This window comes from Streptomyces sp. NPDC008150 (assembly GCF_042956945.1).
Taxonomy (GTDB): domain Bacteria; phylum Actinomycetota; class Actinomycetes; order Streptomycetales; family Streptomycetaceae; genus Streptomyces.
In genome coordinates this window covers 711,781-736,836 of record NZ_JBIBHJ010000002.1, presented here as the reverse complement: position 1 = coordinate 736,836, position 25,056 = coordinate 711,781, and the positions used below count along the sequence as shown (strand labels likewise).

The following is a 25,056-nucleotide window of genomic DNA, read 5'->3' as shown; positions in this document are numbered from 1 at the left end:
GGACGGACCATCGCCGAAATGCGGCCCGGGACTGCTCATTCGAGGGTCTTGGCGGGAGGCGCTTTCTCGCCGACAGTCCGGGGACGGGTCCCGGGGCGCCTTCCGCGGAGGAAACACATGCGTACTTCTCGTGCCCTGGCGGTCTCGGCCGTCGCGGTCGCCGCCGTAGGGCTCGCGGCTCCCGCGGCGACGGCGTGGGACAGCCCGAGCAACATCGTCGCCATGCCCGGCGTCATCGCCCGCGGCGGTCAGATGACCGTCACCGTCGACGGCTGCCCGAACGGCGGCACCATGTCGTCGAGCGCGTTCCCGTCGACGTCGCTCACCCCGATCAACGGTGCCAACGAGACGTCCCGGGGCACCGCGCGGATCCACCGCGACACGAGCCCCGGTTCGTACGACATCACGGTCAACTGCTCCGGCAGGACCCTGACCAGACCGGCCGCCTTCACCGTCATCGGCGGCGTGCGCGGCGGACTCGGCGGCAGCTCCACCAGCGGGGCCACCCCCACCGACATGGCGATCGGCGGCGGTCTCGTCGCGGCCGCGCTGGTCGGCGGCGGTGTGTTCTGGATGCGCCGCCGTTCCGAGAAGCGCGCCGCGGTCTGACCTCCACCCCTTCGGAGGCCGGGCGCGCCGCACGCGCCGTACGGAGAGGGCCTTCGCCCCGGACCCGCGTCGGGTCCGGGGCGAAGGCCCTCTCCCTCGCGCGGGCACCGTCAGCCGGCGTCCTCGCCGGAGCGGCGGCGCGAGAAGTGGTAGGCGGCACCGACGGAGGCGGCGATGAGCGCCGCGCCCAGGCCGAGTTCCTTGACGTCGAAGCCGGCGATGCTGCCGCCCTCGCCCGCGTGGACGCCCCGGTAGGGAGGCTGGAGCGGCGCCGGTTCGCTGTGCCGCCCGGACGCGATGGTCAGGCTCGTGGACCCGGTCGCCCGGTCGCAGGAGAACGTCACCTGGTAGACCGCGCCGGGCCGGGCGTCCCAGTCGACCGTCGTCGTCGCCTGCGACTGGCCCGGCCGGATGCGGACCGTGTCGAAGACACCGGACGTCACGGTCGCGGCGCCCCGGCAGCCTCCGCGGTCACGGTCCAGGGTCAGGGTGATCTGACCGCCCGCCGCGATCGTGGAGGGCAGGACGCTGAAGCCGTACGGGGTGATGTTGTGGTCGTTGTCGCCTTTCGCGACGGCGGCCGGCGCGGAGAAGGCGAGGGCGGTGACCCCCAGCAGTGCGGCCGAAGCGACGCGTATCGCGCGCATGGTGTTTCCTCCGGGTCCCCGAGGAGCAGCGCGCGGAACTCTTCCGCCTTCGCCTTGAATGCACCTCGATGACCGAAACGCTAGGAAGGTCCGAACGGGGGCGCGATCCCAGTAGCGCGAATGGGGTAACCGGCCGGGCCGCCCGGGGGACCGTGGCGTGGCAGCCGGGCGACGTGACCGGCGTGGCGGAGTACCCGGCGCGCCCCGCGCGGTAGGGCGGGCGCGACGCGGCCGGAGGGCACCGAGGGCCCCGGAGGGCGGCCGGACACGCCGGCCGGACACGCCGGACGGGCAGGCCCGTCGAGGACCTGCCCGTCCGGTGGACCGGCGGCCGGTGCCGGCCGTGGGGCCGTCAGCCCTTGATGTGCGGGAAGAGGTTGAGGAACGGCTGAGTCGAGGCCGCGACCCCGCGGCCGTAGGGACTGTCGAAGTCCCAGATCAGGAAGAGCAGGAAGGCGATCAGGGCGGAGAACAGCCCGGCCAGCACCAGTTCCCGTGTGGTGCGCCTGATCTGGAGGGCGAAGACCATGCCGACGGTGATGACACCCCCGATCGTCAGCCCGAACCAGACCACCGGCGGCATCGTCGCCCCGGCCGAGTCCGCCCGCGCGCTGCGCGCCTGGTCCACCGCCGTCACCTGGTCGACGAGCGGCTGGTAGGCCTGCGCCTCGAAGTCGGTGGCCGGCTGGTAGTCCGTGACGTCGACGCGGAGCCGCTGGAGGAGTTCGGCGCCGCGGTCGGTGAGTTTGTCGTCGTCGGCCATCGTCTTCCACTCCTTGTCGACGACCTGGGCGACATAGGCGTCGACGTCGGCGCGGATGCGGTCACGGACGTCGGCCGGATAGACCCGGGCCCGTTCCGAGATCTCGTGCAGCGCCTGCGCCTCCGCCTGGACGTGGTCCTGCGCCGCGCTGCGGGCCTCCCAGACGCCCGCGATGGCGAGGCCGAGGACGATCGCGTACACGACACCGATCCACATGGTCATGTACTCGATGACATCGGGAGTCTCGCTGGGGTCGTCGTCGTCCCGGGCGGTGCGGTCGCGGACGAGCGTGATGACGACCACCACGGCGCAGGCGGCAAGCATGGCGAGGACGAGAACAAGCCATTCCGACAACTGGGGCCTCCAGGGATCAGCGCGGACGGAGCGCGGCGACGGCGACCACGGCGGGCGTCGCGATGAGCAGGACGAAGGTGAGCGGCGACGGGCTGTTGCGCGTCGGCCGCCGGTGCGGCTGGGAGTGGTACTGCGGATAGGTCACCGGCGTCACCGCTGGTCTCGGCGTGGGGGCGGGCCGCGGCGTCGGCTTCGGCCTGGGTTTCGGCGCGGGCGGCGGAGGGGTCGGCGTGGGGGGCGGCGGTGGCGTCGGCCGGGGGCGCGGGGCCGCCGGAGCCGGACGCGGGGCGGGCGGGGGCTTCGGCGCCGGCCGCGGTTTCACGGTCGGCGTGGGGCGGGGCACCGGTTTCGGCGGCGGGGTCGGCCTGGGCGTGGGCTTCGGCGGCGGAGGTGGTGGCGGAGGCGGCGGCGGGGGAGTGGGCGTCGGCGTGGGGGTCGGGGTCGGCGTGGGTGTCGGGGTGGGTCTGGGGCACGACGGCCTGGTGCCGCCGGCGACCGACACCGCGGTCAGGCCGTCCGGGCCGGACGAGGCGTAGGCACAGGCGTCGGCCGCCGCCACCCCGGCCGGGGCGCCGGCGAACAGCCACGCCAGCGTCACCAGGGCCACCACCCGCCGGGCGACGGCGGATCGGGTCGGTTCGGGTCCTTGCACGACCGAGATCATGAGTCCTCGCGCGTGCTGCCACGCCGCAGCCGTGATCCAACCCCCCGAAGGAGGGACGTGGGGGGTGCGGCGGTTTGACCGGACTTCACCCTCAGGACGGGACGAGCGAACGCGCGTACGAGGCGCGGGCGGGGCGATGCGCCGACGGCCGTGCGCGCGAGAGCCGCCGAAAGCCGCCGGCCGGCGGAAAAACCCGCGCCGGTTGAACGCACCCCCCGCCCCGGTCCGTACCCAGGGTCGTGCCGCGGCGCAGAGGGCGCCGCAACACCCTTGCGAGGAGGGGGAGTCGACGATGCAGAACTCCTGGCGGAGCGCCGCGCTCGCGGCCACGGCGGCGGTGGTGCTCGCGCTGACCGCGGCCTGCGGCCAGGGCGGGGCCACCGGGTCGGCGGGCGGTGCCCGAGCGGGCGCCGCGGCCGTGGTCGGCAACGGCGCGGACGACTCGGCCGGGGGTGCCGACGCGCAGGACGCCGGGGCCGCCGCGAAGCCCGCGGGCCGACTGGCCGTCTCCGCGCAGGCGAAGCTCGGCAACGTCGTCACCGACGGCTCGGGGCTCACGCTCTACCGCTTCGACGACGACCTGGCCGAACCCCCCACCACCAACTGCGACGGGCCCTGCGCCACGTCGTGGCCGCCCGTCCCCGCCGACGACGCCAAGGCGGGTGCCGGCATCGACGAGGCGCTCCTCGGCTCGGTGACCCGCTCCGACGGCACCCGGCAGCTCACCGTCGCCGGCTGGCCGGCCTACCGCTACGCGAAGGACACCGCCGCCGGCCAGATCAACGGGCAGGGCGTGGCGGGCTCCTGGTACGCGCTCGCCCCCGACGGCAAGAAGGCCGCCCCGGCCGCCGCCTCCGGTCTGCCCGGCCTGTCCGTCCGCAAGGACGCCCGACTCGGCGACATCGTCGTCGACCACCAGGGCCGGACCGTCTACCGCTTCCTCGAGGACGAGGCCTGGCCCGTGTCCAAGTCCGCCTGCACGGGCGCCTGCCTGGAGAAGTGGCCGGCGGTCGCACCCGTGAAGGCCGCCGACACCGAGGGCGTGCGGAAGAAGGGCCTGATGGGCTTCACCCGGCCCGACGGCGTCAAGCAGATGACGGTCAACTGCTGGCCCGTCTACACCTTCTCCGGCGACACCGCCGCCGGGGACACCAACGGTCAGGGCGTGGGCGGCACTTGGTACGCCGTCGCCCCCGACGGAAAGCCGGTCGGCGCGCCGGCCGCGAAGTGATCACCTCCCCCCACGGTTGATCACCCCGGTCCGGCGGCACGGCCGCAGGGAAGGGAGGGACGGTCGGCCTCGCCGTGCCGGACCGCAGAAGGAAACGCCACGCGCCGGCCCCGGCCCGCCCCCTCCTGCCGAAGGAGGGGGCGGGCCGTCCCGCCGTCACGGTGCGCACCCCGCGACGGCACCCGCGTACGCTGGTGGTGGAGGGCCAACCCCGTTACGGGGCAAGCCCGTTACCGTGCCGGGCGGCTTCGTCCGGCACACTTCGGACACTTTTCGCACGGCGTCCGGGCAAGAGCAGCAGGGCAGTTGGGACGCGGTGACCGGGAACGGACGGTCATTTTCCGTTTCGGGTCGCTCCTTCGGCGGACGATCAGTAGCCTCAGCTCGAACACCGGATCGCCTACGCGTTGGAGAATCGATGGAGCGTCCCGCCTGGGCCCCACGGAGCATCGACACCTCGGTGCCCAGCGTCGCGCGCATCTACGACTACTACCTGGGCGGCTCCCACAACTTCGAGGCCGACCGCGAAGCGGCCCGCAAGGTCATGGAGTTCGTGCCCGGCCTCCCCAAGATCGGCCAGGCGAACCGGGCGTTCATGCGGCGGGCGGTGCGGTACGCGGTGGACGAGGGCATCACCCAGTTCCTCGACATCGGTTCGGGCATCCCCACGTTCGGCAACGTCCACGAGATCGCCCAGGGGGCACGTCCCGGCGCCCACGTCGTCTACGTCGACCACGACCCGGTGGCGGTCGCGCACAGCCAGGCGGTGCTGCGCGGCAACCCGGACGCGGACGTCGTGGCGGGCGACCTGCTCAGGCCGCGGGAGATCCTGGCCGCCGAGCAGGTGGAGCGGCTCATCGACCTGAAGCGGCCGGTCGCCCTGCTCCTCGTTGCCATACTGCACTTCGTGGACGACGCGGACGACCCGTACGGCGCGCTGGCCGAACTCGGCTCGGCGCTCGCACCGGGTAGCCTGCTCGTCCTCACGCACGCCACGTACGAGGGCATGCCGCTCCCGTCCGAGCGCACCGAGGCCGCGGTCGACGTGTACAAGGACATCCGCAACCCGCTGATCATGCGCACACGCGACGAGGTCGCACGGTTCTTCGAGGGGTACGACATGGTGGAACCCGGGCTGGTACCGATGCCGCTCTGGCGGCCGGAGACCGATCCGGAGGACGAGGACCCGTTCGCCTTCTCCGGCTACGCGGGAGTGGGGCGTACGGCGTGAACGCGGAGCCGGACGGACCGGAGGACAGACTGCGCCGGTTCGCGACGATATGGAGCCGCGCGGTCTTCCCGGTCACCTCGACGTCGCTGACACGGCCCGAGTTCGAGGAACAACTCCTGCCGCTCGCACGGCGGTTGAGCACCGCGCTGCGGGCCAGGACCTTCGACGCCGAGGAGGGCAAGGCCGTCGGCGCCGCCCTGGTCGCGGCGCACTGCACCGACCCGGACGCGCTCAGCCACAGCCTGGACTGCGTCGAGGCGTACCTGGTGCTCTACTGCGGCGACGAGAACCCCGCCGACGATCTGCGGGCCCGCTCGGCCCGCCTCCAGCACGCCATGGCCGCCGGGTTCGCCCGCGCCCTGCGCGAACGCACCCTGGGCGAGCAGGAGTCGATCGCCCAGGCCGCCCTCCAGGCGCAGGGCGTGGTCGCCGCGGCGCTGCACGCGAGCGAGGCACGCTTCCGCGCGGTCTTCGAGGGCGCGGCGATAGGCATCGCGATCTCCGACCTCGCCGGGAACGTCCTCCAGGTCAACGACGCGCTGCTGCGCATGTTCGGCGGCTCCGAGCAGAGCGTGCGCGCCCGCAACGCCGGCGAGTGGTCGCACCCCGAGGACGGCCCGCAGATCGGCAAGCTCTACCAGGAACTGGTGCGGGGCGAACGCGAGCACTACCACGTGGAGAAGGCCTTCCACCGGCCCGACGGCACCACCCTGTGGACCAACCTCACGGTGTCCCTGCTGCGCGACGCCGACGGCAGCCCGCAGTACCAGCTCGCCCTCATGGAGGACACCACCGAGCGCCGGCTGCTCAACCTGCGGCTGCGCTACGAGGCCACGCACGACGCGCTCACCGGGCTGCCCAACCGCACCCTGTTCTTCGAGCGCCTGGAGAAGGCGCTGGCCGCGGGCGAGGGCCAGCGGTTCGGCCTCTGCTACCTGGACCTCGACGGCTTCAAGACCATCAACGACAGCCTCGGCCACGCGGCAGGCGACCGGCTCCTGGTCGAGGTCGCCGACCGCATCCAGTCCTGCGCGACCCGCTCCGGCGAGATGGTGGCCCGCCTCGGCGGCGACGAGTTCGTGGCGCTCATCACCGGCCCCGACACCGAGCGCGAGGTCGAGGAACTGGCCGGGCGCATCATGAACGCGCTCGTCACCCCCGTGCGCATCGACGGCCGCGAACTCACCGTGCGCGGCTCCATCGGCGTCGTCGAGGGACCCGCCGGCAGGCGCGGACCTGCCGAGGTGCTGCGCAGCGCCGACATCACGATGTACCGGGCCAAGTCGGCGGGCGGCAACCGCTTCGAACTCGCCGACGAGGAGGCCGACGCGCGCGCCATCACCCGGCACGGGCTCACCACCGCGCTGCCGGCCGCCCTGGACCGCAGCGAGTTCTTCATCGAGTACCAGCCGCTGGTCAACCTCGCCGACGGCGTGGTGCACGGCGCGGAGGCCCTGGTGCGCTGGCTGCACCCGCAGCACGGCGTCCTCGGCCCCGACCGCTTCATCACGCTGGCCGAACACACCGGCCAGATCGTGCCGTTGGGCCGCTGGGTGCTCGAACAGTCGGTCCGCCAGGCCCGCGTGTGGCAGGAGCGCCAGGGCCCGGACGGGGGACCGCTGCGCGTCAACGTCAACCTCTCGCCCCGCCAGCTCACTTACCCCGGTCTGGTGCAGGACACGGTCGACATCCTGGAACGGGCGGGCGTCGGGCCCGAGGCGCTGTGCCTGGAGGTCACCGAGTCCGCGCTGATCGGCGCCGACGACGACCTGCTCAAACCGCTGCGCCGGCTCGCCGAGATGGGCGTCGACATCGCCCTCGACGACTTCGGCACCGGGTACTCCAACCTCGCCAACCTGCGCCGGCTGCCGGTCAGCGTGCTCAAGCTGGACCGCTCGTTCACGCAGAGCATGCAGCAGTTCCCGGCGGACCTCGTGGACCTGAAGATCGTCGAGGGGATCGTCGCCCTCGCGCACAGTCTCGACCTGACCGTCACCGTCGAGGGCGTCGAAACGGGCGCCCAGGCCGACCAGTTGCGCATCCTCGGCTGCGACACCGCACAGGGCTGGTACTACGCCCGTCCCGGCCCGCCGGAGCGGCTGCACGAACTGGCCCTGGTGGACGCGACGGGCTGATTCGCGCGGCCGGCGCGACGGGCTGAGCCGCGCGGCCGGGTGCCCGCCCGGTCCGCGCTGCGGCCGTCGCGCCCGCGCGAGGACCGTCGGGAGCGCGCCCGGGGCGTCCCCGGCACCGTCCGGGGACCGTTGCTTTGCGGTCCTGTTAATCCGTACGGTCATTCGACCGATTCGTCGCGCAGTGCGCCCGCCGGGGCGGGAAGCTTGTGCCGTCGCCCCGCCGCAGCGGCGGGGCCTGGCCCCCAGGAGCCGGTCATGACCGCATCGCCCACGCCGCTCGTGTTCATCCACGGACTGTGGCTGCACGCCACCTCCTGGCAGCCCTGGGCCGACCTCGCCGCCGAGCACGGCTACGCCCCGGTCGCCCCGGGCTGGCCCGGCGAGGCGGCGACGGTGGCCGAGGCCCGCCGCGCGCCGGATGCCGTGGCCGGACGGGGGATCGACGACGTCACCGACCACTACGCCGGCATCATCGGCGCCCTCGACGCGCCGCCGGTCGTGATCGGCCACTCGTTCGGGGGCCTGATCGCCCAGAAACTGCTGGGCAAGGGCCTCGCCCGCGCGGCGGTCGCCATCGACCCCGCCCAGATCAAGGGCGTCAAGGCGCTGCCGCCGGCCCAGTTGCGCTCCGGTTTCCCCGTCCTCGGCAACCCGGCCAACCGGGGCCGGTCCGTCGCGCTGACCGCGGCCCAGTTCCGCTACGGTTTCGGCAACGCGCTGGAACAGGCCGAGTCGGACGAGCTGTTCGAGCGGCACACGATCCCCTCGCCCGGACGCCCGCTGTTCGAGGCCGCGTTCGCCAACTTCAGCAGGAACTCGGCGGCGAAGGTCGCCACGGACAACGCGGACCGCGGCCCCCTGCTGCTGATCTCCGGCGGCGTCGACCACACCGTCCCGGACGTCGTGACCCGCGGCGCGTACAAGCTCTACGCGAAGTCCCCGGCGGTCACGGAGCTCAAGCAGTTCCCCGACCGCGGGCACTCCCTGACCCTCGACCACGGCTGGCGGGAGGTCGCCACGTACGCGCTGGAGTGGCTGGACAAGAAGGGTGTGCACGGCTCACCGGGCGTGTGAGAGAGGGCCGTTGATCCGGTGCGCGGACGATTGGCCCGCGCAGCGCCCCTGTTGACCGAATGTTCGCGCCCCGCGGGGCGCCCACACGGGAGTTGAGAACCATGAGTACGGAGTTCGAGGGCAGGACCGCCGTCGTGACCGGCGCCAGCAAGGGCATCGGGCTCGCCGTCACGCGGGCGCTGGCGGCGGCGGGCGCGCACGTCGTCGCCGGGTCGCGCACCGCTTCCGACGAGCTGGAGGCGCTGGTCAAGGAGGGCTCGGTGACCTGGGTGCCCGTCGACCTCGGGGAGCCGGAGGCCGCCGACCGGCTGGTCGCGGCGGCCGGGGGCCGGATCGACGTGCTCGTCAACAACGTGGGCGCGGCCCCGGCGCGCACCGGTGGCTTCCTGTCGGTGGGCGACGACGACTGGGCGCGCACCCTCGACCTGAACCTCCTCACCGCGGTCCGCGTCACCCGCGCCGCGCTGCCGCCGATGCTGGCGGCGGGGCGCGGCAGCATCGTGACGGTGGCGTCGGTCAACGCCACCCTGCCCGACCCGCTGGTGATCGACTACAGCGCGGGCAAGGCCGCCCTGCTCGCCTTCTCCAAGGCGCTGTCCAAGGAGGTCGGCCCCCGGGGCGTACGGGTCAACACCGTCAGCCCCGGGCCCGTCGAGACGCAGTTGTGGCTCGGGGACGGCGGGGTGGCGCACACGGTGTCGGCGGCAGCGGGCGGCACTCCCGACGACATCGTGGCGCAGGCGGCCTCCGGGACCGCGACCGGGCGCTTCTCCCGGCCCGAGGAGGTCGCCGACGCGGTGCTGTTCCTCGCCGGCGACCGGGCGGGCAACATCACCGGCAGCGACCTGGTGATCGACGGCGGCCTGATCCCGACGCGGTAGCCGGGACGCCCGCCGCGCCCGCTCAGCGCTCCAGCAGCATCCGCTGGAGCTCACGGGCCGCACGCGGCGGGTCGACGTCGCTGCGGTGGGCCAGCGCGATGGTGCGGTGGAGACCGGGGCGGGCCAGCGGGGTGACCCGCAGCCCGCTCCCGGACCGTGCCGCCACCATGCGCGGCACCACGGCCAGCCCGAGGCCCGCGCGGACGAAGCCGAGCACCGCGTCCATCTCACCGCCCTCCACCGCGAAGTCCGGTTCGAAGCCCTCCGCCCGGCACGCGGCGACCGTCAGCTCCCGCAGGTCGTAGCCGTGCCGGAACATCACCAGGCGCTCGCCCTCCAGGTCCGAGATCCGCACCGCGGCCCTCGTCCCGCCCGGACGCGGGGAATCGGGGGAGGACACCACCACCAGGTCCTCGCGCAGCAGCTCCACGGTGGTCAGCGCCGGCGACGGGGTGGGCAGCGGGAGCACGACGAGCGCGAGGTCGAGCGCACCGCGCGCCAGCTCCCGCACCAGGTCGTGCGAGCCGCCCTCCTCGACCATCAGCCGGATACCGGGATAGCGGTCGTGGAAGGCCCGCAGCACGTCGGGCACCAGTCCCGTGCACAGGCTCGGTGTCGCTCCCAGCCGCACCCGGCCGCTGCGCAGCTGCACCAGTTCCTGCACCTCGTACCGTGCCGTGTCCGCGTCGGCGAGGATCCGCCGGGCCAGCGGCAGCAGCGCCTCCCCGGCGTCCGTGAGGGCGATGTTGCCGCGTGCCCGCACGAAGAGATCGGCCCCCAGCTCCCGCTCCAGCGCCTTGATCTGCTGCGACAACGAGGGCTGCGCCACGTGCACGAGGTCCGCCGCGCGCGTGAAGTGCCGGGTCTCGGCGACCGCCACGAAGTACTGGAGCTGCTGGAACTGCATGCCCCCACCCTAGACCTCGATAGTTGCAGGCTATGGAATCAAGGAAAACCATGTCTTGGACCGATCGGGTCCTTCGGCCCTAGCGTTGGCCAACATGGCTCTGGCAACGCGGACGGACCGACGGCCGTCCTTCGCACGCAGCGTGTGGGACAGCACCGTCGGCAAGAAGACAGTGATGGCTGTCAGCGGCCTGATCATGCTGCTGTACCTGGTCGTCCACATGTTCGGCAACCTGAAGATCTTCTTCGGTCCCGGCACGTTCAACTCCTACGCCCACTGGCTGCGCACCGTCGGCGAGCCCTTCATGCACTACGAGTGGACCCTCTGGGTGATCCGCGTGGTGCTGGTGGTCGCCGTCGTCGCCCACGCGGTGTCCGCGTACCAGCTCAGCCGCCGCGACATCAGGGCGCGCCCCACCAAGTACGTGCACAAGAAGGCCGGTTCGAGCTACGCCACGCGCACCATGCGCTGGGGCGGGATCATCCTCGCGCTGTTCGTCGTGTGGCACATCCTGGACCTGACCACCGGCACCGTGCACTCCGGCGGCTTCCAGCCCGGACACCCCTACCAGAACGTCGTGGACACCTTCTCCACCTGGTACGGGAACGTCATCTACATCGTGGCGATGCTCGCGCTCGGCCTGCACGTGCAGCACGGCTTCTGGAGCGCCGCCCAGACCCTCGGCGCCGGCAGCCGCTCCCGCGACCGCGCCCTCAAGACCGTCGCCAACGTCCTCGCGGTGCTGCTCACGCTGGGCTTCATCGCGGTGCCCGTGGGTGTCATGACCGGACTGGTGAGCTGACATGAGTGCTTCCGACCTGAGCGTTTCCGCCGACTTCGCCGACTACACGACCGGGGAACCGGTCGCCGACACCAAGGCCCCGGCCGGGCCGGTCAAGGAGCGCTGGGACACCCGACGCTTCGAGGCCAAGCTGGTCAACCCGGCCAACCGGCGCAAGCACACCGTGATCGTCGTCGGCACCGGCCTGGCCGGCGGCTCGGCGGGCGCCACGCTCGCCGAACAGGGCTACCACGTCGTGCAGTTCTGCTACCAGGACTCCCCGCGGCGCGCCCACTCCATCGCCGCCCAGGGCGGCATCAACGCCGCGAAGAACTACCGCAACGACGGCGACTCCGTGCACCGCCTCTTCTACGACACCGTCAAGGGCGGCGACTTCCGCGCCCGCGAGTCGAACGTGCACCGCCTCGCGCAGATCTCCGTCGAGATCATCGACCAGTGCGTCGCGCAGGGCGTCCCCTTCGCGCGCGAGTACGGCGGCCTGCTCGACACCCGCTCCTTCGGTGGCGTCCAGGTCTCCCGCACCTTCTACGCCCGCGGCCAGACGGGCCAGCAGCTCCTCCTCGGCGCCTACCAGGCGCTGTCCCGGCAGATCGCCGCCGGCAACGTCGAGATGCACCCGCGCACCGAGATGCTCGACGTGATCGTCGTCGACGGCCGCGCCCGCGGCATCGTCGCCCGCGACCTGATCACCGGGAAGATCGACACGTACTTCGCGGACGCGGTCGTCCTCGCCAGCGGCGGCTACGGCAACGTCTTCTACCTGTCGACGAACGCCATGAACTCCAACGCCACCGCGGTCTGGCGCGCCCACCGCCGCGGCGCCTACTTCGCCAACCCCTGCTTCACGCAGATCCACCCGACCTGCATCCCGCGCACCGGCGAGCACCAGTCCAAGCTGACCCTGATGAGCGAGTCGCTGCGCAACGACGGCCGGATCTGGGTGCCGAAGGCCAAGGGCGACAGCCGCCCGCCCAACGAGATCCCCGAGGACGAGCGCGACTACTACCTGGAGCGCATCTATCCGTCCTTCGGCAACCTCGTGCCCCGCGACATCGCCTCCCGCGCCGCGAAGAACGTGTGCGACGAGGGACGCGGCGTCGGCCCCGGCGGCCAGGGCGTCTACCTCGACTTCGCCGAGGCCATCCAGCGCCTGGGCCGCAAGGCCGTCGAGGCCAAGTACGGCAACCTCTTCGACATGTACGCCCGGATCACCGCCGAGGACCCGTACCGGGTCCCGATGCGCATCTACCCGGCCGTGCACTACACGATGGGCGGACTCTGGGTCGACTACGACCTCCAGACCACCGTCCCCGGCCTGTTCGCGGTCGGCGAGGCCAACTTCTCCGACCACGGCGCCAACCGGCTCGGCGCGTCCGCGCTGATGCAGGGCCTGGCCGACGGCTACTTCGTGCTGCCGGCCACGATCAACGACTACCTGGCCCGCAACCCGCACCAGGACCCCGTCACCGACGAACACCCCGTCGTCCAGGACGTGCTGGCGGAGACGCAGGACCGGCTCAACCTCCTGCTCGCCGTGGACGGCGACCGCACCCCGGACTCCTTCCACCGCGAACTCGGCGAACTCATGTGGGAGTTCTGCGGCATGGCCCGCACGGACGCCGGACTGCGCAAGGCACTTGAGCGCATCCCGCAGATCCGGGAGGAGTTCTGGCGCCGCATCAAGGTGCCGGGCACCGGCGAGGAGTTCAACCAGTCGCTGGAGAAGGCCAACCGCATCGTCGACTACCTCGAACTCGCCGAGCTGATGTGCCTCGACGCGCTGCACCGCGCCGAGTCCTGCGGCGGCCACTTCCGCGAGGAGTCGCAGACCCCGGACGGCGAGGCCGCCCGCCGGGACGACGCGTTCTCCTACGCGGCGGCCTGGGAGTTCACCGCCACCGGCGCGGCGCCCGTCCTGCACAAGGAAGACCTGGTCTTCGAGTACGTCCACCCCACCCAGCGGAGCTACGCATGAAGCTCACCCTGCGCGTCTGGCGGCAGAAGAACGCCGACGCCGACGGCGCCATGTCCACGTACGAGGTGGACGGGATCTCCAGCGACATGTCGTTCCTGGAGATGCTCGACACCCTCAACGAGGAACTCATCCTCAAGGGCGACGACCCGGTCGCCTTCGACCACGACTGCCGCGAGGGCATCTGCGGTGCCTGTTCGCTCGTCATCAACGGCGACGCGCACGGGCCCGAGCGGACCACCACCTGCCAGCTGCACATGCGGTCCTTCGCCGACGGCGACACCATCGACATCGAACCGTGGCGCGCCTCGGCGTTCCCGGTTGTGAAGGACCTGGTCGTCGACCGCTCCGCGTTCGACCGGATCATCCAGGCCGGCGGCTACATCACCGCCCCCACCGGCGCCGCACCGGAGGCGCACGCCGCACCGGTCCCCAAGCCCGACGCCGACTTCGCCTTCGAGCACGCCGAGTGCATCGGCTGCGGCGCCTGTGTGGCCGCCTGCCCGAACGGTGCGGCGATGCTGTTCACGTCCGCGAAGATCAACCATCTGAACGTGCTGCCGCAGGGCGCCCCGGAACGGGAGACCCGCGTGCTGGACATGGTCTCCCAGATGGACGAGGAGGGCTTCGGCGGCTGCACCCTGACCGGCGAGTGCGCCACCGCCTGCCCCAAGGACATCCCGCTCATGTCGATCACCGGCATGAACAAGGAGTGGCTGCGCGCGACCCGCAGGGCGTCCCGGCGCTGACCCGGCCGGCCCGCCGCCGGGCGGCCCACAGACGTTCGCCGAGCGTGCGGACGGGCGGGACCGGGAGTGGTGCTCATCCCCGGTCCCGTCTCGCACGCCGTACCCCGCGCCGTCGGCGCCACCCGGGCGCCCGCACGGCGTGCCCGACACCCCGCGCCCCCGGCATTCAGCAACCGCACATCCCCCCTCCTGGCACAGGTCACGCGCACGCCAACCGGCGTCGGAAGAACTGACCCGGCGGCCCGCGACACGGTCCGCCCGTCGTCCCGCCGAACCGGCCCCCGTGCCCAGGAGACAGCCATGCCCGGCGCCACCACGCTCGACCGTGCTCCCCAGCCCGCGGCACCCTCCCGCTACACCGTCACCCTCGCCCGTGACGAGGCCGACCTGCGCGCCGCGCAGCGCCTGCGCCACGACGTGTTCGCCGGCGAACTGGGGGCCCGGCTCACCGGCCCCCGGCCCGGCCTCGACACCGACGACTTCGACGCGTACTGCGACCACCTCCTCGTCCGCGACACCCTCACCGACCAGGTCGTCGGCACCTACCGACTGCTGCCGCCCGAGCGCGCCGCGATCGCCGGACGCCTGTACGCGGAGGGCGAGTTCGACCTGACCCGGCTCGACGCGCTGCGCCCCGGCCTCGTCGAGGTCGGCCGCTCCTGCGTGCACCCCGACCACCGGGACGGCGCGGTCATCGCCCTCATCTGGGCAGGCATAGCCCGCTACATGACCGACCGCGGCCACGCCTGGCTGGCCGGCTGCTGTTCCGTCCCGCTCTCCGACGGCGGCACCCTCGCGGCCGGCGCCTGGGACCGCGTCCGCGCCAAGCACATGTCCCCGGACAGCTACCGGGTGCGGCCACTGCGGCCCTGGATCCCCGGGGCCGACGCCCGCCCCGGACACACTCCGCTGCCGCCGCTGCTGCGCGGCTACCTGCGGCTCGGCGCCTGGGTCTGCGGCGAGCCCGCGCACGACCCCGACTTTGGGGTCGCCGACCTGTTCGTGCTGCTCCCGATGGAACGGGTCGACCCCCGCTACCTGCGGCACTTCCTCTCCCTGCTGGCCGCCCGGTGAGCGGCTGGCTGCCCACGGCGCCCTGCACCCCGGCGCACTGCGTGACCCCGGCGGGCCCGGCCGTCGGCGTGCCGCGCGCCGTGGCGCGGCTGACCGCGGTCGTCGCCCTCGTCGCGGCGGGCGCGGCGCTCGTCCCCCTCGCGCGGTGGATCCCCGAGCGCCGTACCCGCCGCTGGTGCCGTGCCGTCGTACGGGCCGCGGGAGTCCGCACCCGGCTCACCGGCGGGCCCGCCGTCACCGGCGGGGCGCTGCTGGTCGCCAACCACGTCTCCTGGCTGGACGTCCCCCTGCTGGGCGCGGTGCGCCCGGCCCGCATGCTCGCCAAGCGGGAGATCCGCGCGTGGCCGGTCGCGGGCCGGATCGCGGAGGGCGCGGGCGTGCTGTTCATCGAACGGGACCGGCTGCGCGCCCTTCCGGACACGGTGGCCCGGATCGCCGGGGCGCTGCGCCGCGGCGCGGCCGTCGGGGTCTTCCCCGAGGGCAGCACCTGGTGCGGGCGCTCGGGCGGCACCTTCCACCGGGCCGCGTTCCAGGCGGCGCTGGACGCCGGGGTGCCCGTGCAGCCGGTCCGGGTCCGCTACCTGGCGGCCGCCGGAGCGGTCAGCACGGCGCCCGCCTTCGTCGGCGAGGACACCCTGCTCGCGTCGATGTGGCGCGTGGCGCGCACCGGGGGCCTGACGGCCGAGGTCCACGTCTGCCCGCCCCTCCCGCCGGGCCGCTACCCGGACCGCCGTGCGCTGGCGGCGGCGGCCGAGGCGGCGGTGCGGGGCGCGGCGGCCACGGGCGGGGTGACCGCGGACGCGGGCGCCCGCCGCCCGGAAGTGCCGTGCGCGGCAGGGGCGTTGGCCACGGCGGAGGTGCCGGGGTAGGGGAGGCCCGGTGCCGCCCCGGGCGAGACCTCGCGGGTCCCCTCGCCATGGCCCGGTCGGGCTGTCAGCGCGGCCCGCCCGTACCGAGTGCCCGCTTCAGGTACGGGGCCGTCGCACTGCCCTGCGCGCGGGCTACCGCCGCCGGGGGACCCGTCGCCACGATCCGGCCGCCCTCCTCGCCGCCGCCCGGCCCGAGGTCGATCACCCAGTCCGCGCCCGCCACCACCGCCATGCCGTGCTCGACGACCACGACCGTGTGGCCCGCGTCCACCAGCCCGTGGAGCTGACGCATCAGCACCTCGACGTCCGCCGGGTGCAGTCCCGTCGTCGGCTCGTCGAGCAGGTACAGCGTGTGACCGCGTCGGCCGCGCTGCAACTCGCCCGCCAGCTTGATGCGTTGGGCCTCACCGCCGGACAGCTCGGTCGCGGGCTGCCCCAGCCGCAGATAGCCGAGGCCCACGTCGAGCAGCGTGGCCAGCGAGCGGGCGACCGACGGGACGTCGGCGAAGAACTCCCCGGCGCCCTCCACCGTGAGGTCCAGCACCTGCGCGATGTTCCGCCCCCGGTACGTCACTTCGAGCGTCTCGGGGTTGTAGCGGGCCCCGCCGCAGTCCGGGCACGGCGCGTACGTCGACGGCAGGAAGAGCAGCTCGACGCTGACGAACCCCTCGCCCTGGCAGGTCTCGCAGCGCCCTCCCGGCACGTTGAACGAGAACCGCCCGACCCCGTAACCCCGTTCACGCGCCTCGTCGGTGGCCGCGAACACCTTCCGCACGACGTCGAACAGCCCTGTGTACGTCGCCAGGTTGGAGCGCGGGGTGCGCCCGATGGGGCGCTGGTCCACCGAGACGAGGCGGCCCACGCCCTCCGGCTGCTCCGGGATCTCACCCACCAGCGTCGACTTGCCCGACCCGGACACGCCGGTGACCGCGGTCAGCACGCCGAGCGGGATCTCGGCCGTGACGTCCCGCAGATTGTGCCGCGACACCGGGCCCACCTTCAGCCGGCCGCGCGGCGCCCGTACCTCGCGCCGCGCCGGGGGAGCGGTGTCGAAGAGGTAACGCGCCGTCACCGACTCGGCCACGTCGGCCAGTTCGGCCACGGGACCGCTGTGCAGCACCCGGCCGCCGTGCTCGCCCGCGCCCGGCCCCACGTCCACCAGCCAGTCGGCGGCACGCACCACGTCCAGGTGGTGCTCCACCACGAACACCGAGTTCCCGGCCGCCTTCAGCCGCGCGACGACGGTGAGCAGGGCCTCGGTGTCCGCCGGGTGCAGTCCCGCCGACGGCTCGTCGAGCACGTACACCACGCCGAACAGTCCCGAGCGCAACTGCGTGGCCAGGCGCAGGCGTTGCAGCTCGCCCGCCGAGAGGGTGGGAGTGGCGCGGTCGAGGCCGAGGTAGCCGAGGCCCAGTTCGACGACCGGCGCGATCCGGGACCGCAGGTCGCCGGTCAGCACCCGGACCGTCTCCGAGCCGTCCCGCTCGCCCGCCAGCAGCGCGTCCAGGTCGGTGAGCGGCAGCGCGGCCAGGTCGGCGACCGTACGGCCCGCGAAGGTCACGGCGAGCGCCTCCGGGCGCAGCCTGCGGCCGTCGCAGACCGGGCACCGCTCACTGGTGAGGAACCGCTCCGCCTTCGCGCGCAGACTCGTGCTCTTCGAGTCGGAGAACGTCTTCAGCACATACCGTCGGGCACTCATGTACGTGCCCTGGTAGGGGCGTTGGATGCGTCCCGCGTCCCGTACCGGGTGCACCGTGACGACGGGCTGCTCGTCCGTGAACAGGATCCACTCGCGCTCCGCGGCCGGCAGCTCGCGCCACGGGCGGTCCACGTCGTGCCCGAGCGCGTCGAGGACGTCCCGCAGGTTCTTGCCCTGCCAGGCACCCGGCCAGGCCGCGATCGCCCCGTCCCGGATCGACAACGACGGGTCGGGGACGAGCAGTTCCTCCGTCGTGCGGTGCACACGCCCGAGGCCGTGGCAGTGCGGGCAGGCGCCCGCGGCGGTGTTGGGGGAGAACGAGTCGGAGTCCAGCCGGCCGGCACCGGGCGGGTAGTCACCGGCGCGGGAGAACAGCATCCGCAGCGAGTTGGACAGGTTCGTGACCGTTCCCACCGAGGACCGGGACGTCGGGCCCGACCGGCGCTGCTGGAGCGACACGGCCGGCGGCAGCCCGGTGATCTCGCCCACCTTCGGCGCGCCCACCTGGTGGATCAGCCGGCGTGCGTACGGCGCGACCGACTCGAAGTACCGGCGCTGCGCCTCCGCGTACACCGTCCCGAACGCGAGCGAGGACTTGCCGGACCCGGACACCCCGGTGAACACGGCCAGCACGTCCCGCGGGATGTCGACGTCGACGCCGCGCAGATTGTGCTCACGGGCGCCGCGGACGCGGACGTACTGGTCGTGCGGAGCGGGCATGACGGGCGACTCCCGGAGCGGGGACGAGGGGCGGACACGGCAGGCGGAGGATGTGCGATCGCGAAGACGCGACTCACCGATCGTAGGCGAGCGGGTCCAGTCGCGCCTCGCGCGCCGCCCGGAGCACCCCGGCCAGCCGCCGGTGGGAGTCGAGCAGGGCCGTCCGGTCGTAGGTGCTCGTCGTGACCAGGACCTCCTGGGCGCCCGTGTCCGCGAGTACGTCCTCCAGCAGCCCGCCGACCTCCCGCGCGGTGCCCGCCACCTGGCCGCGCAGCCCCGCCTCGTAGAACTCGCGCTCCTTGGCCGTCATCGGCAGGGACGCCACCCGCTCGGCGGGCGGCAGCGGCGGGAACGTGCCGTGGGTGCGCGCGTGCGCCATGGACCAGGCCTCGGGCACCAGCAGCCGCTCGGCCGCCCCGGTGTCCGCCGCCACCGCCACGGTCCCGGAGACGACGACGTACGGCTCCGCGGCCCAGGGGGAGGGCCGGAACCCGCTGCGGTAGCGGTCGACGGCGCGCAGCATCCGCTCGCGGTCGCGGAGGTCACCGACGACCACCGGGAGTCCCGCGCGCGCGGCGATCACGGCCCCCTCGCCGACGGCCAGCACGAAGGGCGGTACGACCAGCCCCTCGGCGGGCAGCGCGCGCACGCCGCTCGTGGAGGCGCCCGCGAACCACTCGAGGAGTTCGTCGAGTTGGGCCGCGAAGTCGTCGGCGTCGCCCTTGCCGCGTCCCAGCGCCCGCCGCACGCCGTCGGTGAACCCCACCGACCGCCCGAGTCCCATGTCCACCCGTCCCGGGAACAGCGACTCCAGGACCCCGAACTGCTCGGCCACGACGAAGGGCCGGTGATTGGGCAGCATCACGCCGCCGGTGCCCACCCGGATGGTCCGCGTCGCGGCGAGCACCGCCGCCGCGAGCACCGTGGGCGCGGATCCGGCCACGCCGGGCACCCCGTGGTGTTCCGACACCCAGAAGCGGTCGTAGCCGAGCGCCTCGACCTCGCGCGCCATCGCCACCGTGTCCCGCAGCGCCTCGCCCGGCGGCCGGTCCGCGCGGGTGCGGGAGCGGTCGAGGACGGAGAAGCGGGTGCCGGCGATCACAGAGCTCACCCTCAGGTCAACGTGCGCGCGGGCGGGGCATTCCCGCGGGGTGCGGCCGTCAGGTGCGGCCCTCGCCGTCCTGGGCGTCGCGCAGCGCGGCGGACCGTGCCGCCCAGCGGGCCCGCACCACGGTGAACCCGGCCCGCTCCGCGTCGTCGCAGACCAGTTCGTCGTCGTCGACGAGCATCCGGATCTCGCGGTCGCGCGCGAGGCGGCGCAGGGTCTCCAGCTTGGTGCGCCGGGCCGGTCTGCGGTCGTCGTTCCGGCGCATCAGCAGCCGGCCCTCGGGCAGCCCGTGCTCGGCCAGCCAGCCGAGCGTGTCGCGACGGCAGCGTTCGGGCCGCCCGGTGAGGTAGAGGACCTCGCACGTGAGGGCGGATTCCCGGGCGAGTGCCACCCCCTCGGCGACCGGCGGGTCCTGCGGCGCCGCCGCGAAGAAACCGCTCCAGTCGCGCGGCGAACGGTCGAGGAAGTGCTGCCGGTGGGCCGTGTCCGCGAGGGTGTTGTCCAGGTCGAAGACGGCGAGGGACGGCTTGTGGTGGTCGGTCACCCGCCCACCCTAGGGACGGCCGGCCCCGGCCGCCGCCGGGACCGGGAGGAACGCGGCGGGGCAGGCGGCCGGGAGGGGCCCGGACCGGCTCAGTCGTCCGCGTCGATGCGGAAGCCGACCTTCAGGCCGACCTGGTAATGCGCGATCTCACCGTTCTCGATCTGCCCCCTGACCTGGGTCACCTCGAACCAGTCCAGGTTGCGCAGGGTCTGCGAGGCGCGGCTGATGCCGTTGCGCACGGCCTGGTCGACCCCCTCGTGCGAGGTGCCGACGATCTCCGTGACCCGGTACGTGTGCTCGGACATGCGAGTGGTCCTCTCCGCCGTGACGGCTCAAGCGGTTCACGTTCACGCGCGTCACGCGCAGCCGCGTACACGCGTTCCTCAACCGTGCCGCATCCCGGCGCCGACCGCGAGGCGTCGGCGTCCCGGCCGGACGCCCCTTGACCTCGGGCATTGGTCCATACCAAAATCCTGGCACCCGCACGAGTCACGAGCTCGTCCCCCACGTCGGGCTCCTTCGCCCTGTCCGTCAGACAGAACTGGACCACTCGTGAGACCTCGTCTGCTCGCCCTCGTCTGCGTGTCCGCCTCACTCGTCAGCGCCTGCGGTGCCCTGCCCGGCTCCGCAAGCGGCCGTCACACGGTCACCGTCTGGCTGATGAAGGACAGCGCGTCCAAGGAGTTCCTGAGCAGCTTCACCAAGGATTTCGAATCGACCCACAGCGATCTGCGCCTCGACATCCGCATCCAGGAGTGGACCGGCATCGGCGGCAAGGTCGAGGACGCGCTGTCCTCGGAGTCCGCCGACGCGCCCGACGTGATCGAGGTCGGCAACACCCAGGTGCCGCAGTACGTCGAGGGAGGCCGGCTGACCAACCTGACCCTGGAGTCCATGCGCGACTGGGGCATGGGCGACTGGCTGCCCGGCCTCGCGGAGCCCGGCCAGGACGGCTCCATCCAGTACGGCATCCCCTGGTACGCCGCCAACCGCGTCGTCGTCTACCGCAAGGACCTGTTCGAGCAGGCCGGCATCAAGTCGCCGCCCCGCACCCGCGACGAATGGATCGAGGACACCGAGAAGCTCAACTCGGGCGGAAACCAGGGCATTTACCTGGCCGGACAGGACTGGTACACGCTCTCCGGCTTCATCTGGGACGAGGGCGGCGACCTCGCGACGGAGAAGGACAGCCTGTGGCAGGGCGCGCTCGACACCCCCGCCGCCCTGAGCGGCATGGACTTCTACCGCCGGCTCCAGTCGCTCGGTGACGGCCCCGTGGCCGCCGACGAGGAACACCCGCCGCAGGCGGGCGTATTCGCGAAGGGGAAGGTCGCGCAGATCATCGCCGTCCCGGGCGTGGCCCAGGCGATCACGCAGCAGAACCCCGAACTCAAGGACGAGCTGGGCTACTTCACCATTCCCGGCCCGACTGCGGAGAAGCCGGGGGCCGTCTTCACCGGCGGCTCCGACCTGGTCGTGCCGCGCAACACCGACGACCGGGACGCGGCCGTCGCCGTCGTCGCCGCCCTCACCGGCAGCAAGTGGGACACCGAGCTGGCCCGCACGATGGACTACGTGCCCAACAAGACCACCCTGGCCGACGCGGTCGGCGGCGAGGAGGGGGTGGCCGCGATGGCGGCCGGTGCCGCCCAGGGCAGGGCGACGCCCAACAGCCCGCAGTGGGCGGCGGTGGAGGCCGACAACCCGATCAAGGGCTACATGACCCGCGTACTGTCCGGGAACGACCCGGCGACGGAGGCCAAGCGCGCGTCCGAGAAGATCACCGACGCGCTGACGCCCCACCTGTGAGGCGGAGGTGAGAGGGGCGTTGGCGGTCATCACGCCAACGCCCCTTTCCGCGCTGCACAATTGATGCACCGTCAGTCGTGCGGAAGCCCGGTCGCAGGCGCGGTGGCCGTCTGCCGCGCCGTGTAGCGGCGGGCCTTGGCCCGGTTGCCGCACACCCGCATAGAGCACCAGCGGCGGCTGCGGTTCTTCGACACGTCCCAGAACACCCAGGCGCAGGCGTGCTCGGAGCACCGCTTGAGCCGGGCCGCGTCGCCCGTGACGGTCAACTCCGTCCACGCGACGGCGAGTCGGGCCAGGGCCGCGCGGACCGGTGACAGTTCCGGCGCGGGGGACAGTGCGGGGCCGCCCGCCCCGCCGCCCCGGACGGACATGAGCACGGGCAGTTCTCGCAGCGCCTCGTCCGCCCCGGCGAGCAGCGCGGCGTCGGCCGTCTCGCCGACGTGTGTCCCCAGTTCCTCGCGCACGCCGTCGCGCAGACGCAGGCACAGGGCGTGGTCGGCGGCGCCGATCCGGCGCGGGCGGTCGAGGAGTTCCCGGGCGGCCAGCCACGCCGACAGTCCGGCCGGCGTGGCCAGTTCGTCGGTGCCGAGTTCCACGTCGACCGTGTTGGCGAAGGCCTCGATCAGCAGTGCCGAAGCCGGTGCGTCGAGCATGGGCCCCTCCTCCCGTTCCGAAGGCCGCCATCCTACGCCCGGTTAACCGGCTAACCCCTTTGCCGGGTAGCGGAGTTCCGGTGCGCCGTGCCAGAATCGGCGGCCCGTACATCACCGGTGAAGCCGTTAGAAGGTTAGGGGAGCTGATGAGTGCGCACGGTGAACACACCCTCCACGCGGGGCAGGAGCGGACGGCCGCGGAACCGCGCGAACCGCACGTGGGGCCGGACGTGAAGCCGGACGCGGGGCCGGACCGACCGCCGCCCGCGCCGCGCAACGTCCCGGTCCTCCTGGTCTTCACCGCCGTCACCAACCTCGCCGACGGCGTCACCAAGATCGCCCTGCCGCTGCTCGCCGCCCGTGCGTCGGGTTCCCCGGCCCAGGTCGCCGCCGTGTCGCTCACGCTGTCCCTGCCGTGGCTGCTGGCCGCCCTGCACGTCGGCGTCCTGGTCGACCGCGTGGACAGGCGGCGCCTGCTGTGGGCCGCGGACGCCCTGCGGCTCGCCGCACTGGGCGCCGTGATCCCGGTCGCGGTGCGCGGTGACGTCACCGTGCCCGTGCTCTGCGCCGCGGGCGCGGCGCTCGGCGTGGCCGAGGTCGTCGCGCTGACCTCGGCCGCCGCGCTGGTCCCGGCCCTGACCCCGCCCGCCGGCCGCGAACGCGCCAACGCCTGGATCGCGGGCGCCGAGACCGTCTGCAACGAGTTCTGCGGCCCCTTCGTCGGCGGCCTGCTCCTCGCCGCCGGAACCGGTGTCGCGCTCGGCGTCACCTGGGTGTCCTACCTGGCCGCCACGGCCGTCCTGGTCCTGCTCGTCGGCGACTTCCGCGCGACCGCACCCGACGGGACGGCCGCCGCGGGCACCGTCCCGGCCGGCGTGAACCAGCGGATCGCCGAGGGGGTGCGCCGTCTCTGGCACCACACGCTGCTGCGCACCATGGCCCTGATCCTGACCGTGCTGTGCGCCTGCTGGGGCGCCTGGCTGGCCCTCATGCCCCTGTACGCCACCGAGGTCATGCGGCTCGGCTCCCGTGAGTACGGGACGCTGCTGAGCGCCCTCGGCGTCGGCGGGCTGGTGGGCGCCCTCGTCGTCACGCGGGCCAACCGGTACTTCGGCCGCCGCCGGGTGATGTTCGCCGACCTGGTCGGCACCTGCGCGATGATGGCCGTTCCGGCGCTGACCGGCAGCCTCTGGGCGGTCGCCGGGGCGGCGTTCGCGGGCGGCCTGGGCGGCACGCTCTGGACGGTCAACTCCCGTACGATCGCGCAGCAGTCGGTGCCCGGGAACATGCTCGGCCGCTACCACGCCGTGAGCCGCCTGTTCAGCTGGGGCGCGATGCCGCTCGGGGCCGGGCTGATGGGACTGCTGGCCCAAGGGGTCGGCTTCCGCGCGGCGTTCGCCGTCTTCGCGGCGTCCGTCGCCCTCACCGTCGTCCCCTTCGTACGGGTCCTCACGAGGTCCGCCCTGGACGCCGTGCCCGGAGCACGCGACGCCGGGCCGGACACCGTCACGGTGCCCGGCCCGGCGTGAGACGGCCCGGAGGTCCGGCCGCAGCGGGTCGGTCAGCCCGCCGTCGCGAGGACGACGGCGAAGCCCGCCCCGTTGTCCGCCCAGACGTGGTCCGTGCGCAGGCCCGCCCCGGCCAGCTCGGCCCGCAGCCCGTCCGTGGTGAACTTGGCGCTGCGCTCGGTGATCCACTCCTCGCCGGCCGCGAAGTCCACCGCCAGGTCCAACTTGCCCAGGGTGACGGTCTGTTCGGCGGTGCTGCGCAGCCGCATCTCGATGTGCTGCTCGTCCTCGCGCCACACGGCCCGGTGCTCGAAGGCGTCCGGGTCGAAGTCGGCGTCCAGCTCACGGTTGAGGACGTGCAGGAGGTTCTTGTCGAACGCCGCGGTGACGCCCTCCCTGTCGTCGTACGCGGCGATCATCTCCTCGGTGTCCTTGACCAGGTCGGCACCGATCAGCAGGAAGTCCTCGGGGCGCATGAGGGCGCGCAGCTCCCGCAGGAACGGGCCGCGGACGGCACGCCGGAAGTTGCCCAGTGTGCTGCCGATGAACGCGATCAGCCGCGGGCTCTCCTCCGGAAGCGGCGGCAGCGTGAACGGCGCCGTGAAGTCGGCCCGCAGGGCGTGCAGTTCGAGCCGCGGGTACTCCCGCACGAGCCGGTCGGCCGCCTGGTGGAGGGCGTCCGCGCTGACGTCGACGGGGACGTAGTGCAGCCCCGCGGGGCCGAGCGCGTCCAGGATCAGGTTGGTCTTGGTGCTGCTGCCGGAGCCCAGTTCCACCAGGGCGCGGGCGCCGGTCCGTTCGGCGATGTCCCGGGCGTGCAGCTGGAACAGCCCCAACTCGGCACGCCACAACGGATATTCCTTGAGCTGGGTGATCTCCTCGAAGAGTTCGCTGCCCCGGGCGTCGTAGAACCAGGTGGGCGCGGTGGACTTCGGGGTCCGGGTCAGCCCTGCCGCGATGTCGGCGCGCAGGGCCGTCGCGTAGTGCTCGGCGTCCAGGGTGTCGGTGTAGCCATAGGTGCGGGTGCCGGCCACGGGTGCCTCGCTTCGTTCG

At 73.3% G+C, this 25,056-nt stretch carries 24 protein-coding genes; 14 read left to right on the top strand and 10 right to left on the bottom strand.

What is annotated here, in order from left to right; genetic code table 11:
- The first annotated feature begins 117 nt into the window (after nucleotides 1-117).
- Nucleotides 118-609 (top strand): hypothetical protein, encoded by a 492-nt coding sequence (locus tag ACFZA0_RS09245; RefSeq protein ID WP_391013496.1) that lies wholly within the window; start codon nucleotides 118-120, stop codon nucleotides 607-609.
- Between the two features lie 110 nt (nucleotides 610-719).
- Here ACFZA0_RS09245 and ACFZA0_RS09240 read toward each other — a convergent pair whose 3' ends face one another.
- From ACFZA0_RS09240 to ACFZA0_RS09230, 3 genes are all read right to left on the bottom strand, one after another.
- The gene (locus ACFZA0_RS09240) at nucleotides 720-1,256 is read right to left on the bottom strand and encodes a hypothetical protein (RefSeq protein WP_391013495.1); all 537 of its coding nucleotides are present in this window, start codon (nucleotides 1,254-1,256) and stop codon (nucleotides 720-722) included.
- A gap of 352 nt (nucleotides 1,257-1,608) precedes the next feature.
- Nucleotides 1,609-2,373 (bottom strand): DUF4239 domain-containing protein, encoded by a 765-nt coding sequence (locus ACFZA0_RS09235; protein ID WP_391013493.1) that lies wholly within the window; start codon nucleotides 2,371-2,373, stop codon nucleotides 1,609-1,611.
- Nucleotides 2,374-2,389: 16 nt separating this feature from the next.
- Nucleotides 2,390-2,518: a hypothetical protein gene (locus ACFZA0_RS09230; protein WP_391013491.1), complete on the bottom strand. Its 129-nt coding sequence runs from the start codon at nucleotides 2,516-2,518 to the stop codon at nucleotides 2,390-2,392.
- Nucleotides 2,519-2,702: 184 nt separating this feature from the next.
- Between ACFZA0_RS09230 and ACFZA0_RS09225 the strand changes: the two genes are divergently transcribed.
- The 6 genes from ACFZA0_RS09225 (at nucleotide 2,703) to ACFZA0_RS09200 (ending at nucleotide 9,589) form a co-directional block, all read left to right on the top strand.
- Nucleotides 2,703-2,909, top strand: a complete 207-nt coding sequence (locus tag ACFZA0_RS09225; RefSeq protein WP_391013489.1) for a hypothetical protein — start codon at nucleotides 2,703-2,705, stop codon at nucleotides 2,907-2,909.
- A 420-nt stretch (nucleotides 2,910-3,329) separates the two neighbouring features.
- Nucleotides 3,330-4,268, top strand: a complete 939-nt coding sequence (locus tag ACFZA0_RS09220; protein WP_391013487.1) for an SCO0930 family lipoprotein — start codon at nucleotides 3,330-3,332, stop codon at nucleotides 4,266-4,268.
- Between the two features lie 418 nt (nucleotides 4,269-4,686).
- Nucleotides 4,687-5,499 (top strand): SAM-dependent methyltransferase, encoded by an 813-nt coding sequence (locus ACFZA0_RS09215; protein ID WP_391013485.1) that lies wholly within the window; start codon nucleotides 4,687-4,689, stop codon nucleotides 5,497-5,499.
- Nucleotides 5,496-7,634 (top strand): EAL domain-containing protein, encoded by a 2,139-nt coding sequence (locus ACFZA0_RS09210; protein ID WP_391013483.1) that lies wholly within the window; start codon nucleotides 5,496-5,498, stop codon nucleotides 7,632-7,634. Before ACFZA0_RS09215 ends, ACFZA0_RS09210 begins: the two co-directional genes overlap by 4 nt.
- 255 nt (nucleotides 7,635-7,889) lie before the next feature.
- Nucleotides 7,890-8,708: an alpha/beta fold hydrolase gene (locus tag ACFZA0_RS09205; RefSeq protein WP_391013481.1), complete on the top strand. Its 819-nt coding sequence runs from the start codon at nucleotides 7,890-7,892 to the stop codon at nucleotides 8,706-8,708.
- Nucleotides 8,709-8,809: 101 nt separating this feature from the next.
- The gene (locus tag ACFZA0_RS09200; RefSeq protein ID WP_391013479.1) at nucleotides 8,810-9,589 is read left to right on the top strand and encodes an oxidoreductase; all 780 of its coding nucleotides are present in this window, start codon (nucleotides 8,810-8,812) and stop codon (nucleotides 9,587-9,589) included.
- A 22-nt stretch (nucleotides 9,590-9,611) separates the two neighbouring features.
- Here the strand turns inward: ACFZA0_RS09200 and ACFZA0_RS09195 are convergent, their stop codons facing one another.
- Nucleotides 9,612-10,496 (bottom strand): LysR substrate-binding domain-containing protein, encoded by an 885-nt coding sequence (locus tag ACFZA0_RS09195; protein ID WP_391013478.1) that lies wholly within the window; start codon nucleotides 10,494-10,496, stop codon nucleotides 9,612-9,614.
- A gap of 94 nt (nucleotides 10,497-10,590) precedes the next feature.
- On the opposite strand from ACFZA0_RS09195, the gene ACFZA0_RS09190 reads away from it, so the two are divergent.
- The 5 genes from ACFZA0_RS09190 (at nucleotide 10,591) to ACFZA0_RS09170 (ending at nucleotide 15,962) form a co-directional block, all read left to right on the top strand.
- Entirely contained in the window at nucleotides 10,591-11,298 is a 708-nt protein-coding gene (locus ACFZA0_RS09190) for a succinate dehydrogenase (RefSeq protein WP_391013477.1), read from the top strand.
- Between the two features lies 1 nt (nucleotide 11,299).
- Complete coding sequence (locus tag ACFZA0_RS09185; RefSeq protein ID WP_391013475.1) at nucleotides 11,300-13,273, top strand: fumarate reductase/succinate dehydrogenase flavoprotein subunit; 1,974 nt, start codon at nucleotides 11,300-11,302, stop codon at nucleotides 13,271-13,273.
- A complete protein-coding gene (locus tag ACFZA0_RS09180) occupies nucleotides 13,270-14,019 on the top strand; it encodes a succinate dehydrogenase/fumarate reductase iron-sulfur subunit (RefSeq protein WP_391013473.1) in 750 nt (249 codons plus the stop codon). Before ACFZA0_RS09185 ends, ACFZA0_RS09180 begins: the two co-directional genes overlap by 4 nt.
- A 300-nt stretch (nucleotides 14,020-14,319) precedes the next feature.
- Nucleotides 14,320-15,093, top strand: coding sequence for a GNAT family N-acyltransferase (locus ACFZA0_RS09175; RefSeq protein WP_391013471.1), 774 nt, complete (start codon nucleotides 14,320-14,322; stop codon nucleotides 15,091-15,093).
- Nucleotides 15,090-15,962 (top strand): 1-acyl-sn-glycerol-3-phosphate acyltransferase, encoded by an 873-nt coding sequence (locus ACFZA0_RS09170; RefSeq protein ID WP_391013470.1) that lies wholly within the window; start codon nucleotides 15,090-15,092, stop codon nucleotides 15,960-15,962. Before ACFZA0_RS09175 ends, ACFZA0_RS09170 begins: the two co-directional genes overlap by 4 nt.
- Before the next feature lie 64 nt (nucleotides 15,963-16,026).
- On the opposite strand, the gene ACFZA0_RS09165 is transcribed toward ACFZA0_RS09170, so the two are convergent.
- The 4 genes from ACFZA0_RS09165 to ACFZA0_RS09150 all read right to left on the bottom strand — a co-directional run bounded on the left by ACFZA0_RS09165 (nucleotide 16,027) and on the right by ACFZA0_RS09150 (nucleotide 20,338).
- Nucleotides 16,027-18,381: an ATP-binding cassette domain-containing protein gene (locus ACFZA0_RS09165; RefSeq protein ID WP_391013469.1), complete on the bottom strand. Its 2,355-nt coding sequence runs from the start codon at nucleotides 18,379-18,381 to the stop codon at nucleotides 16,027-16,029.
- Nucleotides 18,382-18,454: 73 nt separating this feature from the next.
- Nucleotides 18,455-19,492 (bottom strand): MsnO8 family LLM class oxidoreductase, encoded by a 1,038-nt coding sequence (locus tag ACFZA0_RS09160; protein ID WP_391013467.1) that lies wholly within the window; start codon nucleotides 19,490-19,492, stop codon nucleotides 18,455-18,457.
- A gap of 49 nt (nucleotides 19,493-19,541) precedes the next feature.
- Nucleotides 19,542-20,033 carry a hypothetical protein gene (locus tag ACFZA0_RS09155; RefSeq protein ID WP_391013465.1) on the bottom strand — a complete coding sequence of 164 codons (492 nt, stop codon included), beginning with the start codon at nucleotides 20,031-20,033 and terminating at the stop codon, nucleotides 19,542-19,544.
- An 89-nt stretch (nucleotides 20,034-20,122) separates the two neighbouring features.
- A complete protein-coding gene (locus tag ACFZA0_RS09150; RefSeq protein WP_391013463.1) occupies nucleotides 20,123-20,338 on the bottom strand; it encodes a dodecin in 216 nt (71 codons plus the stop codon).
- A 247-nt stretch (nucleotides 20,339-20,585) separates the two neighbouring features.
- Here ACFZA0_RS09150 and ACFZA0_RS09145 point away from each other — a divergent pair, with 247 nt between their 5' ends.
- On the top strand, nucleotides 20,586-21,842 hold the full coding sequence (locus ACFZA0_RS09145) for an extracellular solute-binding protein (RefSeq protein WP_391013461.1): 1,257 nt from the start codon (nucleotides 20,586-20,588) through the stop codon (nucleotides 21,840-21,842).
- A 71-nt stretch (nucleotides 21,843-21,913) separates the two neighbouring features.
- On the opposite strand, the gene ACFZA0_RS09140 is transcribed toward ACFZA0_RS09145, so the two are convergent.
- A complete protein-coding gene (locus tag ACFZA0_RS09140; protein WP_391013459.1) occupies nucleotides 21,914-22,495 on the bottom strand; it encodes a CGNR zinc finger domain-containing protein in 582 nt (193 codons plus the stop codon).
- Nucleotides 22,496-22,641: 146 nt separating this feature from the next.
- Between ACFZA0_RS09140 and ACFZA0_RS09135 the strand changes: the two genes are divergently transcribed.
- Nucleotides 22,642-24,024, top strand: coding sequence for an MFS transporter (locus ACFZA0_RS09135; protein ID WP_391013457.1), 1,383 nt, complete (start codon nucleotides 22,642-22,644; stop codon nucleotides 24,022-24,024).
- Nucleotides 24,025-24,056: 32 nt separating this feature from the next.
- Here the strand turns inward: ACFZA0_RS09135 and egtD are convergent, their stop codons facing one another.
- On the bottom strand, nucleotides 24,057-25,037 hold the full coding sequence (gene egtD, locus ACFZA0_RS09130; protein WP_391013455.1) for an L-histidine N(alpha)-methyltransferase: 981 nt from the start codon (nucleotides 25,035-25,037) through the stop codon (nucleotides 24,057-24,059).
- Nucleotides 25,038-25,056: the final 19 nt, after the last annotated feature.